Source organism: Streptomyces sp. ADMS, from assembly GCF_033441795.1.
GTDB lineage: Bacteria > Actinomycetota > Actinomycetes > Streptomycetales > Streptomycetaceae > Streptomyces.
Genome location: NZ_JAVFVX010000035.1, coordinates 59,411 through 71,595 on the forward strand (window position 1 = coordinate 59,411; position 12,185 = coordinate 71,595).

Genomic DNA, 12,185 nt, shown 5'->3' on the forward strand with positions numbered 1-12,185 from the left:
GTCCGACGGCCGCTTACGGGAGGCGCGGGCGATGGTGGACCGGCTGGTCGACCTCTCGGAGGGCTTCGCGGGCTCCGGCATCGAGTCCACGCCGAACGACGCAGGCGAAGAGGCGTTCCGTACGGTCGGCGCCGACCGCCTGAGGCCGTCGTTCCTGCTGGGCACCTTCGCCATCACGGTTCCGCTGAGCAGGTTGAACCCCGAGGGGATCGAGGGGGTCGAGAAGATGGAGGAGATCAGGGCCCGGGGCCGCGAGCGGGCCGTACCAGCGGGCCGTACCAGCGGGCCGCTCGGTGACCACGGCGGCGGCGGGCGCGGCGGCGCCGAGGCGGAAGACTGTCTTCACAGACGTGTGATCTCTCCGGATCTTTCCGGATCTCTCCGCATCTCTCTGGAACTCTCTGGCCCCTGCTGTCCCATGACACAGCAATGTCCGCCATACTTCCGCCTGTGGAGCAGCGCATAGGTTCGAGCAGCAAGCCCCTGGAAACCGCCGCGGTCGACCCGGCGGCCATCCCCGGGCTCACTTCACCCGTGCCGGCGGAGCCGGAGGACGGGGTCCCGGACCCGGTGGAGGAGGCCGCACCGGAGGAAGCCACCCCGGAGGCGGAGCCAGATGCCGAGGCAGACGCAGACGCAGAGGTCCCGGAGGGCCCCGTCTTCGAGGCGTCCGACCGCCGGGCGAAGATCATCGCCGACCACCGTGGTGTACGCCTCTACCTGGACGACCAGGAGTGCGAGTTCCGCTGGGACGAGATCGGGGCCGTGGAGACGGAGACGTCACGCTTCGGCAAGCGGTTCACGGTGACGGTCCACACCCCGGACCGCCGCTGGTACCCGGTCGAGATCGAGGCGAAGGCGAAGTCCCAGCACCAGGAGTGGGAAACGGACCTGGACAAGGTCCTGGACGCCTACTTCGAGGATGGGGAAGCCGAGGGCGCGGTCGAGGAGGACACTGAGGTGAGCGCCCCTTAAGGGGCGTGGGGAACTGCGCGACCAGCCACAGCCGGCCCGCAGTCCCCCACCACCTCAAGTTCCCGTCACGAGCAGTACTGCGCCTGCTTCCCGATGGACCGGTACATGCAGTCCGAGTTCTCCAGAAGCTGCAGCACCGCATCCCTGTTACGGGCGGTCTCCCGGTCGATCACCTCGTCGGGCGGATAGAAGCCGCCGCCCGCGCTGGACGACGGGTACATCTCGAACGTGTAGCCGAAGATCCTCTGACTGCCCCAGAGGTAGTCGTCGATCGAGCCGTCCGTGATGTACAGGTCGCTGGACTGCTCGGGCGTGTAGCCGTTGCTCGCGGCCATCTTGCCGCCGACCGTGGCGAAGGCGTCCCGCTCGTCCTGGGTCATACCCGTAGTCGTGTTGGCGGTCGTGTACCCGAAGGGCCACAGCACCAGCTCGCTGTACGTGTGGAAGTCGATGCCCGTCCTGATCTGTTGGACGCCGCCCACGATCCGGCTGCGGACGAAGTCGGCGACCACCTTGACCTCGGGCGCGGACTCGGCGGACGGACCGCGGTACGTCGCCGACGCAGTCGAGCCGGAGGAACCGCCGCAGCAGCCCCAGCGGTAGTTCCAGTTGCGGTTGAGGTCCGTACCGACGTTCGACGAACCGGAGTTGGGCTGGCGGTTCTTGCGCCACGAACGGTACTGGCCGCTCGCGATGTCGTACTCGCCGCCGTCCGGGTTGAGGTCCGGGACGATCCAGATCTCACGTGAGTCGAGCATGGCCTTGACCCGGGAGTCGGTGGCGTAGGTGGAGGTCAGGTTGCGCAGCAGGTAGAGCGCCATCTCGACGGTGAGGTGCTCACGGGCGTGCTGGTGGTGGGTGAACAGCACCTCGGGCTCGGCCTCGTCGGTGCCGACGTTGTCGCTGAGCTTGATGGCGACGATGTTCCGGCCCGAGTACGAGGTACCGATGACGCGCTGGCTGGCGATGGACGAGTTGGCCGAGACGAGGGAGTTGATCTCACTCGTCATCTCCGCGTAGTTGTGGTACCTGGAGTCGGCCGTGGGGAAGTCGAGCAGCCGTACGTCGTCGGCGCTGCTGGAGCGGTCGGGCACCTGGCCCAGCGGTGTGATGTCGTAGCCGAGCGCGCGCAGCTTCTTGATCTGGTCCGCGCGGCCGGAGACCGTGACGCCGTGGCTGTCGGCGTCGTCCACGGACACACCCGCCTGCTGGAGCGCGGTGCGGTCCTCGACGGTCGAGTGCATATGGATCTCGTACTGGCGGATGTCGTCCGCCGAGGCCGCTGGTCGCTTGGCGCTGGTGGCGGTGGCGGTGGCGTCGGGGGTCGTGGCGGTGAAGCCGACCGCGAGGGCGAGGGACAGCAGGCCGACGGCGGCGGCGGATCGTCTGCCGGTGCGGGCGCCTGAGCCTCGAATGCGAAGTCGCATGAAGTCTCCTGGTTTCTCCGGGGGTTCCGGGATCTCCGGAAGCTGGGGAGTGGAGCGGGGGGTGGTTCTCCGGTGCGACGTGCTGGTGCGGGTGTGGCGCTCATGGTGCGGCTATGACATGGGCAGGTCAAGACCGCCTAAAGGGTGATGGCGTGAACCGGCCGGCCGTACGGGCCGGAAAGTGCCGTACGGAGGCAGGTGGCGGGCGGCCCGGAGGTGGCCCGGAGGATACGCGTACACGCGCCGCCCGGTCGCGGCTCTTCGGTAAGTGCACACGTGTGTGTGACCGGCATGCGGGTGTCTGAGAGAAACCGTCGGAGGGTAGAGGTTCAGGCAGGAGGAACCGTGTCCGTGCCGGCAGAGACAACAAGCTTCGTCGGCCGCCGCGACGAACAGGCCGAAGTCCGCGCGCTGTTGGCCAGGGCCCGCCTCGTCACGCTGACCGGGCCGGGCGGCGTCGGCAAGACGCGCCTCGTCGGACGCGTCGCGGCCCGCGTGGCCCGCGCCTTCCCGGACGGCGTGTGTTTCGTGCACCTGGCCGACCTCGACGACCCCGACCTGGTACCCCGGGCCGTCGCTGACACGCTGGGCCTGTACGACCACTCAACGCACCGCCGGGCCAGGACCCTGGACGCCCTGGTCGCCCGCCTGCGGTCCCGCCGCCTTCTTCTGGTCCTCGACAACTGCGAACACCTGCACGGGGCCTGCGCCGAACTCACCGGCACGCTTCTGCACGGCACCACCGGCGTACGTGTCCTCGCCACCAGCAGGCACCGACTGGGCCTGACGGAGGAACACCTGGTGGACGTAAGGCCGTTGCCGGTCCCGGACCCGGACGGCGACCTCTCCGCGGCCCACCGCCACCCGGCCCTCGCCCTCTTCGCCGACCGGGCCGCGGCGGCGGCCCCGGGCTTCACGCTCACCCCCGCCAACCGCACCGCCGTCGCCCGCCTGTGCCGCGGGCTCGACGGCCTCCCGCTGGCGATCGAACTCGCGGCGGCCCGCATGGGTGAACAGGGTGAGCAGGGCGAACCGGTCATCGACGGCTTGGCCGTCGATGACCTGCGGACCCGCATCGACGACGACGATCACCGCCACCACGTCGATCCCCGCCACGATCGCCACCGCACCCTGCGGGCGGCGATCGACTGGAGCCACCGACTGTGCACACCGGCAGAGCGGTTGGTGTGGGCGCGGGCGTCGGTACTGGCGGCGGACTTCGACCTGGAGACGGCGGAGGCCGTGTGCGGGGAGGGCGTCGACGACGTCCTGGAAGCCGTGAGCGGGCTGGTGGCCAAGTCGGTGCTGAGCCGGGAGCCGGGCCCGCACGGCTGCGTACGGTACCGGCTGCTCGACACCCTCCGGCAGTACGGCCTCGACCGGTTGAGGCAGCCGCCGGGAGCGGAGCGGGCCGTCCGTCGCCGCCACCGAGACTGGATGCAGACCCGCGCGTCGGTGTACGAGCACGCCTGGTTCGGCCCCGACCAGCAACAGATGGCGGCCCGACTCCGGGCCGACCGGTCCAACCTGCGCGCCGTACTGGACTTCGGCCTCGGGACGCCCGGGGCAGTGTCTGCCCGGCCCGGCGACAGCCCGGCTGCGCCGGCCGGTACCGGGGCGGCCGGGCCAGGGGGCGCGGTGTTCGGCGGTGCCGGTCCGGTGCCGGGCGCCACCGGTGTCGTGCCGGGCGGCGGGGGTGCTGTGGTGGGTGGCGCTGGTGTCGTGTCGGGCAGTGGGGGTCCGGTGCCCGGCGCCACCGGGGCCGTGTCCGGCAGTGAGGGACCCGTGGTGGGTGGCGCTGGTGTGGTGTCGGGGCGCGGGGGTCCCGTGGCAGGTGGCACCGGGGCCGTGTCCGGCGGCGGGGGTTGCGTGGAAGGTGCCGCCGGTGTCGTGTCGGGCAGTGGGGGTGCTGTGGTGGGTGGCGCTGGTGTCGTGTCGGGCAGTGGGGGTCCCGTGGTGGGCGCCACCGGTGTCGTGTCCGGCGGCGGGGGTCCCGTAGCAGGGGGCACCGGTGGCGTCCCCCGCGGCACCGCCTCCGTGCCGGGGGATTTCGGCACCGCCGCAGTCGACGCTCCCGCCACCCCCGACGCATCTCACGGCACCCCCGGCGACGCCCTCGCCGCCCTCCGCCTCGCCGGCACCCTCTGGTTCCACTGGTCCGCGTGCGGCGCGCCCGGCGAAGGCCGGTACTGGCTCGACCGCGCCCTCGAAGCGAACCGCGGGCCCAGCCGGGAGCGGGCCCGCGGGCTGTGGGTCTCCGGACTGCTCGCGCTGCTCACCGGGTCGTCCGAGGACCTCGCCCGGGGGCGGCTGCGGGCCGAGGAGGCGCGCGCCCTCGCCCGGCGGCTCGGTGACGCCGCCGAGGCCGCGCACGCCGGATACGTCATCGGGGCCGGCCAACTCCTCGGCGGTGAACCGGCCGCCGCCCTGCGGCACTTCGAGGACGCCGTGGCCCGGGAACCCGTACCCGGCGGGCATGCGGGCCTCGCCGGGCTCGAACGCGTCCAACTCGCCTGTGCGCTCGTCTCTTTGGGCGAGGTGGACCGGGCGGTCGCCGTCTGCGGGAACGTGCTGCGGGTCTGCGGGGAGTACGGCGAGGAATGGGTCCGCTCGTGCGCCCTGCGGGCCCTCGCGCTCGCCCACACCGTCCGCGAGGACTGGCGCCTGGCCGAACCGCCCGCCCGTGAGGCCCTGCGCATCGGGCACACCCTGCACGACGTCCTCGGCATCGCCTCCGCCCTGGACCTGCTCGCCCTCATCGCGACCGCCCACCAGCACGGCCACGAACGCGCCGCCGTGCTGCTCGGCGGCGCCGACCGCCTACGGTCCACCCCGCTCGACTCCGTACGCCAGGACGGCGAGACCAGGGCACGCGAGGGACTCGGGCGCCGGGCGTACGAGCGGGCGTACCGGCGGGGCGAGGGCCTCGGCCTCACCGGGATCGTCAAGTACGCGCTGGGTGAGGGGAAGTCGGCGGACCAGGGAGCCGAACCGCCGTCCAGTACCGACTGCTTGAGCGGTCGCGGTACGACTCTTACCCGTCGCGAGACCGAGGTCGCCGCGCTCATCGCCGAGGGCCTCGCCAACCAGCAGATCGCCGACCGCCTGGTGATCGCCCGCCGTACCGCCGAAGGTCATGTGGAACGCATCCTCGGCAAACTCGGCCTGACCAACCGCACACAGATCGCGGCATGGGTGACAACGCATCGCTGATGGTGCGGAAACAGGTATTTCTCCCCGCGCGCGGGGGCGCCCGTGGAGGCGATCCTGAAGGCATGCTGCAACTCTCCGGGGGCTCCGGGGGACACGTCCCGGATCCCGTCCCTCGGTATGGCTCTTACCCCCAACCCCCGTTGGGGGCAGGCCATCTGAGCATCGAGTACGACCCGCGCCGCACCGCCGCCCGCGAGGCCCGCGCCGAGGTGCGCAGGCAGTTGGAGGAGTGGGGCCTGACCGACCGGGACGGTCCGGCGGACCGGGACGAACCGCCGGACCGGGACGGCCCGGCGCCCCGGGGCGACCTCGTCGACGTGGTGGAACTGCTCGTCAGCGAGCTGGTCACCAACGCGGTGCTGCACGCCGCGAGCCGCTTCCGGCTCACTCTGTCGGCCGCGCACGGCGTCCTGCGCTGCGAGGTCACCGACACCGGCCGCCGTACCCCGCAGGTGCTGAACGCGGGTGCCACGGAGAGCGGCCGGGGGATGTTCCTGGTGGACGCGCTCGCGAGGCGCTGGGGCTGCCACCAGGAAGGGCCGGGCAAGACCGTGTGGTTCGAGCTCGGCACCTGCGGGTCCGACGGCTGTGGTCGGCGACAGCCGTAGGGTCCCGCGAGTTCCGGACGCCGGATGCCCCGGCTGTCCACCCTCCGGCTCCGGAACGCCCTCTTGTGCGACCAGCTCCTCTGCGCTTACTTGACCTACATGGCGGACACCACAGGAAACACCACGGGATCAGGGGCCACAGGTGCCCCCGGCCGCAACTCCACTCCCCGTAAGTCCAGTTGGAAGTACATCGGCCCGGGGATCGTGGTCGCCGCGACCGGCGTCGGCGCCGGCGACCTGGTCGCGACGCTCATCGCGGGCAGCAACTTCGGCTACACCCTCCTGTGGGCCGCCGTACTCGGCTGCCTGGTGAAGATCTCCCTCGCCGAGGCGGCGGGCCGCTGGCACCTCTCCACCGGCCGCACCCTCTTCGACGGCTGGGCGAGCCTCGGCCGCTGGACGACGTACTTCTTCGTCGCGTACGTCGTGATCTGGGGCTTCGTCTACGGCGCGGCGGCGATGTCGTCGAGCGCGCTGCCGCTGCAGGCGCTGTTCCCGGACGTCATGGACCTCAAGTGGTGGGCGATCCTGTGCGGGCTTTCGGGCCTGGTCTTCGTCTGGTTCAACAAGTACGAGGTCTTCGAGAAGGTCATGACCGTGCTGGTGGGCGTGATGTTCGTCGTCACGGTCTACCTGGCGATCCGGGTCACCCCGAACCTCGGGGACGCCTTCGCCGGCCTGCTGCCCGTGCTCCCCGACGAGAAGGACTCGATCCTCAACACGCTGGGCCTGGTCGGCGGCGTGGGCGGCACCATCACCCTTGCGGCGTACGGCTACTGGGTGAACGCGAAGGGCTGGACGAACACGGGCTGGATGAAGGTGATGCGCCTCGACAACCGCGTCGCGTACGTGACGACGGGCATCTTCGTGGTGTCGATGCTGTTCGTGGGAGCGGAGCTGCTCCATTCGGCCAACGTGGCGATCGCGAGCGGCGACAAGGGCCTGATCCAGCTGAGCGACATCCTGGAGGACAAGTACGGCACGGCGACCGCGAAGTTCTTCCTGATCGGCTTCTTCGCCACCTCCTACACGTCGCTGATCGGCGTCTGGCACGGCGTGAGCCTGATGTTCGCGGACTTCGTGGAACGCCTCCGCGGTACCCGGACAACGGGCGAGGAGGTCGCCTCGGGCACGCGCCAGCGGTCGTGGCCGTTCCGCGCGTACCTGCTGTGGCTGACCTTCCCGCCCATCGTCCTGCTCTTCCAGGGCCAGCCCTTCCGCCTGATCATCCTGTACGGCGTCCTGGGCGCGGCCTTCCTCCCGTTCCTCGCGGGCACCCTGCTGGTCCTGCTCAACTCCTCGCGCACGCCCGCCGAGTGGCGCAGCCGGCTGCTGAGCAACTCGATGCTGGTGATCGCGGGCCTGCTGTTCCTGGTGCTGTGCCTCAAGCAGATCTGGGACCAGCCGTGGTCGGAGTTCTTCTGAGTTCCGAGCGAGTCCCCAAGGCCCGTCGACTAGCCCTTAGCCCTGAGTCGGCTCGTGGCTGGAGGTCGGCACCAGTTCCTTCCACTTCGCACTGGCGGCGATCGCCTTGAGCTGCCCGACGGTCAGGGCGGGGGTCTCGCGGGTCGGGGCGGTGTTCTGGCTGCCGGAGTTGAAGGCGCTGACGACCACCCGCATACCGTCGGGCCGGATGGTGTCGGCGGTCCACATGACGAGCCCCAGACCCTTGTCGTCTCCGGGACCCTGACGGACGACGACCTTCGTCCCGTCGGGCAGGGTCTCGGCGCCGTCGCCGAAGAGCTCGTCCTCGACGTCCTTCATGTCGGGCTGCACATTGATCTGGACGAAGCTCCTGCCCTTGCCGTCGTCGACGACGACGTACGCGTACTCGGTCTCCTGGCCGCCCTTGCCGACGACCCTGAGGCCCGCCGGGAGCAGGCTGGTGAGCGTCGCCACGATGGTGCCGCCCTCCATGGCCGGAGGCCGGGTCGGCGTCGGCGAGTTCCCGGACCCGGGGGCCTGGGGAATGGCGTTGACGGCCCTGAGCCACGCCGGATCGGTGACCAGGGTCTTCAACTGCGCACTGGACAGCGGAGGTTCGGACCGGCTGATGGGCGCGTCCTTCTGGGCGGCGGCGTTCCACTCGCTCACCGACACGTAGTCTCCGTCGGCCGTGACGAGGTCCGCCGTCCACAGCTTCGTGTCCACGCGGCGGTCCGGATACTCGTACCCCTTGAGGATCCTGAGCAGCGCGCCGCCGGGCAGCGTACTCCTCACACAGTCGTCGTACGGGACGAACGCCCTGTCCGGGCACTCGGTCGCCTGCCGGGCGTTTCCGCTCCCCGGCTCGACCCGGGCGAGGCCGACGGAGAGAGCCGCGGCACCCTTCCCGTCGTCGTACACGGCATACGCGTACGGCCCCTGTTCCGAGTCCGTGCCGGATGCCTGCTCGTCGCTGAAATCGCCCCTCGGGAGCAACTCCTTGAGGGTGCTGAGCAGTTGGGCGCCGGAGACGGGGGACGGCGTGGCGGTTCCGGTGGCGTCACCGGGTCCGACGGTCGTCCCGGCGGACCCCACGGCCCGCTGTCCGGTCCCGTCTCCTCCCCAGGGCGCGATCAGCGCGCCGCCCACCCCCACCAGCGCGATCGCGGCGGCGCCGCTCACGACAGCGGTCCGGCGGCGCATCCGGAGCCGGCGTCCCCGGGTTTCGCCGCCGGTGACGAGGGCGGCACGATCGGCGTCGAAGGCATCGCCGGCGTTGCGCAGGGCGGCGCCGAGGCGGTCCTCGAACTGGTCGTCTCGATGTTCAACGGGCATGGCGAACCACCACTTCTGCTGTGTACGGGATGGGTACCGGAACGGGGAGGGGAACACGAGCTTCCCCGGGGGGCGTGGGCCTCAGCGGGCCTCAGTCGGCCTCAGCGGGCCGCGTACTCGCCGAGTTCCTCGCCGAGGAGGGTGCGCAGCCGGGCGAGGGCGCGGACACAACGGCTGCGTACGGCGGCCGAGGTGACGTTCATCGCGCCCGCGGTCTCCTCGATGGAACGGTCCTCCCAATAACGCAGGACGACCACCGCCCGGTCCTTGGGCGGGAGTTGGGCGAGCGCCTCGACGAGGGTGAGCCGCATGGTGACATCGGCTCCGGCGGAGGGTACGGGCCGGTCGGGCAACACGTCGGTGGCCCGCTCGGTACTGCTGCGGCGGCGCTGATGCGTGAGGAAGGTGCGGGTGAGCACGGTCTGCGCGTACCCCGCCGGGTTGCTGGCCCGGGAGACGCGCCCCCAGTTGACGTACAGCCGCCCGAGCGTCTCCTGCACCAGGTCCTCGGCGAGGTAGGTGTCCCCGGCGGTGAGCAGACACGCGGACCGGTACAGATGCCCCGCGCGGGCCGCCGCGAACTCCGCGTACTCGTCCGCGCGGACCTTTCTCATACGTTCCCCCTGTGCCTGCGGTGCGCTCATGTCCTGGGCGCGTGGACTGCCTTCACTTCATTGATGCGGTGGGGAGGGGGAAATGTTTCAGGACCGGGAGACCTGTTCGGACGGGGAGCGATACGCCGCCGCCCTCTTCACGGCTTCGGAGCGTCCCGTGAAGAGGGCGGCGCGGTGCACACGGATGGGCAACGGAGAGTCGGCTCAGCGGTTGACGGCCTGGATCTCCTGAACGACGACGGCCTGCTCGGCCCCGAACTCACCATCGGGCAAGGGCTGTTCCTGGGGGACACCGGTACCGGTCCAGGAGATCTTCCAGGTGATGGTGGCCTGGAGCGGATACGTCCCGTCGCCGGAGGCGCGCAGGTACTTCACGCCGCAGGGCGGGGTCTGGCTCGCTTTCCCGGCGGCGTACGGCTCCCCGATGCGCCCGTTGACGAACGTGCACACGCCGGACGCGGGGTAGACCTGCGCGTCGGCGGTACCGGGCTCGATCCTCAGGGAGACGGGTTCGGCGACGGTGGTGGCCTCCATTCCCAGAATCGGAACGGACGCGGTCACGGAGACGGGCTTGAACTGCGCCGCGTCCAGCCACGCCCATGTCGGAAGGTTCACTTTGGTGGGGCCGTCGGGGGCGAGGGTCACCTCGGTGGAGGGGACGCGGATCTCGTTGTAGGCGAGTCCGGCGAGGATTTCCGGGGTGATGACGTTGTCGATGTCGGCGGGCGGGGCGTCACCGGTGTCGACCCAGAAGTAGTCTTCGTCGCAGGCGTCCCAGCCCGGCGGGTAGGACTTGTTGACGTACGAGCCCCACCAGTAGCCCTCGCCGGTCTTGTCCTTGTTGAAGTCCTTCGAGGGGTCGTCCTCGTTGAGGTATTTCTCCCGCTGCTCGGCATCCCACTCATAACCCGTGGACCCCGCCTCCCAGACCGGCTCCTTGACCTTCTGGAGCTCCTCGGGGGTGTACGTCGGGGCATACCAGCAAGCGGGCGGCGTCCAGCCCGTCGTGGCGGCCACGGGGCCGGCCGACTGCCCGGACCCGTTCTTGGAACGGTCGTAGACGACGGCTCCGGCGGTTGCGGAGAGGGTGCCGTCGTCGGTGGAGTTGCCGGATGTGTTCGTGTTCGGGTCGTTGCCGAACGCTCCTGCGCCAGGAGGATCTTGGGCGGCCATGGCAGAAGGGGACACGACCAGACACGTTGTCCCCGCGATCAGAACAGTCGTGGCGAGGAAAAGAAGTCGGGTCATGGCTGGCACCTGTCAACTCCACGAGCGGACTGGATCTTCACGAGTTCCCATACGCCGGCCTTGTTCTTCTGCACTTGAACGCCGTAGGCGACGTAGCTGTCCTTGTTCGGCGCTGTCTTCTTGACTTCCTTGGTCTTGACGACCTTGCTGAAGCCCTCGCTCTCATCCCCGCAGTAACTCAGCGAAGCGCTGTCCTTGGAACTGACTGTGACCTGGCGGTCGAAGTAGCGCACGGTTCCGGTGACCGTCCACCCGACGTCGGTGAACGCTTTCACCCACTTTTCGGCGGCCACCGCGCCTTCACCCTCCGTGTAGAACTCCAAGGCGGCAAGCCGAGGGTTCTGGGCGACGATGGCCGCGTTGAGAGCGCGAATCATCTCCGCGTTGTCCTTGAGGACGGCGTCCTTGACGGCGTCACCGGTCTGCTCTGGTGTAAACGTGAGCGTGACATCCGACGGTAGTTCGATCTTCGGCCGGTCGGCGGAGGCAGCTGATGCCGACGCGGACGCCGTCGGCGATGCCGAGGTCTCGCCGGTGTCGGCTCCGGCGATCTTGTCGTTGTCCTTCGACTCGCCGTCGTCGCCGCCACAGGCAGTCAACAGCAGGGCCGCGGACGCGACGAGCGCGGCAGCAACGGGCAAAGAGCGGCGCTTCACAGTGAACTCCCCGTGAGACAGATGTGCTAGCAAAGCCAAGACGCTATCGGTGGGCCCCCTGGTTCCGCCAGGCCGTCAAGGTTGCGCTGTGGCAACGGCAAAGGTTGATCGCCGTACCGGCGGGTGGGGGCGCCCGCGGGCGGCTGCTGTAGTGGACGTGGTTGTTCTTCGACGAGGTAAGCCTCGTTGAGCGGGTCCCGCACCGCGACGGCCATGTCCACAGGCTTGATGAACTGCGGGTGCCGGTAGTGGCGTGGGGGTACGAGACGGATCGAGGACATGGAGTACTGGAAGGTGGACTGGTTGCACGATTTCCCGTCCGAGGCGACCAGGATCTACAACGAGATCGGTCACGACGGGTACGAGGTCCGAAAGGTCTACCAGTACCGGGACGGGCGCAAGCTGAAGGCTGACGAACTCCACGAATCCGATGAGATCGGCCTTGGCACGACTCCGGTCGGTCCGATCGAAGACGTGGTTGCACAGCCCGAATTCGAGGCCGTCGTCATCACCCGTCGGGAATTCGAGACGGAGTGGCAGAGAGCGTCCTGGCCAGACGGGGCACCCGCGTAGGGCGGCCCGGGATCCGCTCACCCACTCGTACCTCCTTCACCCCGAACTCCCGTATCCAGTAAGTTCGCGTGTGCGTACGACTGTTGTTGATGGTGTTGGCGTGACGGGGGT

The 12,185-nt window shown here is 69.8% G+C and carries 11 protein-coding genes; 6 read left to right on the top strand and 5 right to left on the bottom strand.

The annotated features are described in order from the left end of the window. Positions 1–31 precede the first annotated feature (31 nt). Positions 32–466 carry a hypothetical protein gene (locus tag RB628_RS17540; RefSeq protein WP_318321386.1) on the top strand — a complete coding sequence of 145 codons (435 nt, stop codon included), beginning with the start codon at positions 32–34 and terminating at the stop codon, positions 464–466. Further along, on the top strand, positions 451–975 hold the full coding sequence (locus tag RB628_RS17545) for a hypothetical protein (RefSeq protein WP_318321387.1): 525 nt from the start codon (positions 451–453) through the stop codon (positions 973–975). Before RB628_RS17540 ends, RB628_RS17545 begins: the two co-directional genes overlap by 16 nt. A gap of 65 nt (positions 976–1,040) precedes the next feature. On the opposite strand, the gene RB628_RS17550 is transcribed toward RB628_RS17545, so the two are convergent. After that, positions 1,041–2,402: a M14 family metallopeptidase gene (locus tag RB628_RS17550; RefSeq protein WP_318321388.1), complete on the bottom strand. Its 1,362-nt coding sequence runs from the start codon at positions 2,400–2,402 to the stop codon at positions 1,041–1,043. Between the two features lie 291 nt (positions 2,403–2,693). On the opposite strand from RB628_RS17550, the gene RB628_RS17555 reads away from it, so the two are divergent. The 3 genes from RB628_RS17555 (at position 2,694) to RB628_RS17565 (ending at position 7,648) form a co-directional block, all read left to right on the top strand. Continuing rightward, on the top strand, positions 2,694–5,615 hold the full coding sequence (locus tag RB628_RS17555; protein ID WP_412180676.1) for a LuxR C-terminal-related transcriptional regulator: 2,922 nt from the start codon (positions 2,694–2,696) through the stop codon (positions 5,613–5,615). Between the two features lie 140 nt (positions 5,616–5,755). Further along, positions 5,756–6,223, top strand: coding sequence for an ATP-binding protein (locus RB628_RS17560; RefSeq protein WP_318321390.1), 468 nt, complete (start codon positions 5,756–5,758; stop codon positions 6,221–6,223). 99 nt (positions 6,224–6,322) lie between these two features. Then, positions 6,323–7,648, top strand: coding sequence for an Nramp family divalent metal transporter (locus RB628_RS17565; protein ID WP_318321391.1), 1,326 nt, complete (start codon positions 6,323–6,325; stop codon positions 7,646–7,648). A gap of 36 nt (positions 7,649–7,684) precedes the next feature. Here the strand turns inward: RB628_RS17565 and RB628_RS17570 are convergent, their stop codons facing one another. From RB628_RS17570 to RB628_RS17585, 4 genes are all read right to left on the bottom strand, one after another. After that, positions 7,685–8,983: a hypothetical protein gene (locus RB628_RS17570; protein ID WP_318321392.1), complete on the bottom strand. Its 1,299-nt coding sequence runs from the start codon at positions 8,981–8,983 to the stop codon at positions 7,685–7,687. 101 nt (positions 8,984–9,084) lie between these two features. Next, the gene (locus tag RB628_RS17575; protein ID WP_318321393.1) at positions 9,085–9,597 is read right to left on the bottom strand and encodes a SigE family RNA polymerase sigma factor; all 513 of its coding nucleotides are present in this window, start codon (positions 9,595–9,597) and stop codon (positions 9,085–9,087) included. A gap of 204 nt (positions 9,598–9,801) precedes the next feature. Further along, a complete protein-coding gene (locus RB628_RS17580) occupies positions 9,802–10,854 on the bottom strand; it encodes a hypothetical protein (RefSeq protein ID WP_412180677.1) in 1,053 nt (350 codons plus the stop codon). Then, a complete protein-coding gene (locus RB628_RS17585; protein WP_318321394.1) occupies positions 10,842–11,501 on the bottom strand; it encodes a hypothetical protein in 660 nt (219 codons plus the stop codon). The genes RB628_RS17580 and RB628_RS17585 overlap by 13 nt, the downstream gene beginning before the upstream one ends. Before the next feature lie 279 nt (positions 11,502–11,780). Here RB628_RS17585 and RB628_RS17590 point away from each other — a divergent pair, with 279 nt between their 5' ends. After that, positions 11,781–12,074, top strand: a complete 294-nt coding sequence (locus RB628_RS17590; protein WP_318321395.1) for a DUF6881 domain-containing protein — start codon at positions 11,781–11,783, stop codon at positions 12,072–12,074. Positions 12,075–12,185 lie beyond the last annotated feature (111 nt).

Coding starts and splice junctions, on each gene's coding strand:
- RB628_RS17550 (WP_318321388.1), bottom strand. CDS start 2,402: ATGCGACTTCGCATTCGAGGCTCAGGCGCCCGCACCGGCAGACGATCC.
- RB628_RS17570 (WP_318321392.1), bottom strand. CDS start 8,983: ATGCCCGTTGAACATCGAGACGACCAGTTCGAGGACCGCCTCGGCGCC.
- RB628_RS17555 (WP_412180676.1), top strand. CDS start 2,694: ATGCGGGTGTCTGAGAGAAACCGTCGGAGGGTAGAGGTTCAGGCAGGA.
- RB628_RS17575 (WP_318321393.1), bottom strand. CDS start 9,597: ATGAGAAAGGTCCGCGCGGACGAGTACGCGGAGTTCGCGGCGGCCCGC.
- RB628_RS17590 (WP_318321395.1), top strand. CDS start 11,781: ATGGAGTACTGGAAGGTGGACTGGTTGCACGATTTCCCGTCCGAGGCG.
- RB628_RS17540 (WP_318321386.1), top strand. CDS start 32: ATGGTGGACCGGCTGGTCGACCTCTCGGAGGGCTTCGCGGGCTCCGGC.
- RB628_RS17565 (WP_318321391.1), top strand. CDS start 6,323: ATGGCGGACACCACAGGAAACACCACGGGATCAGGGGCCACAGGTGCC.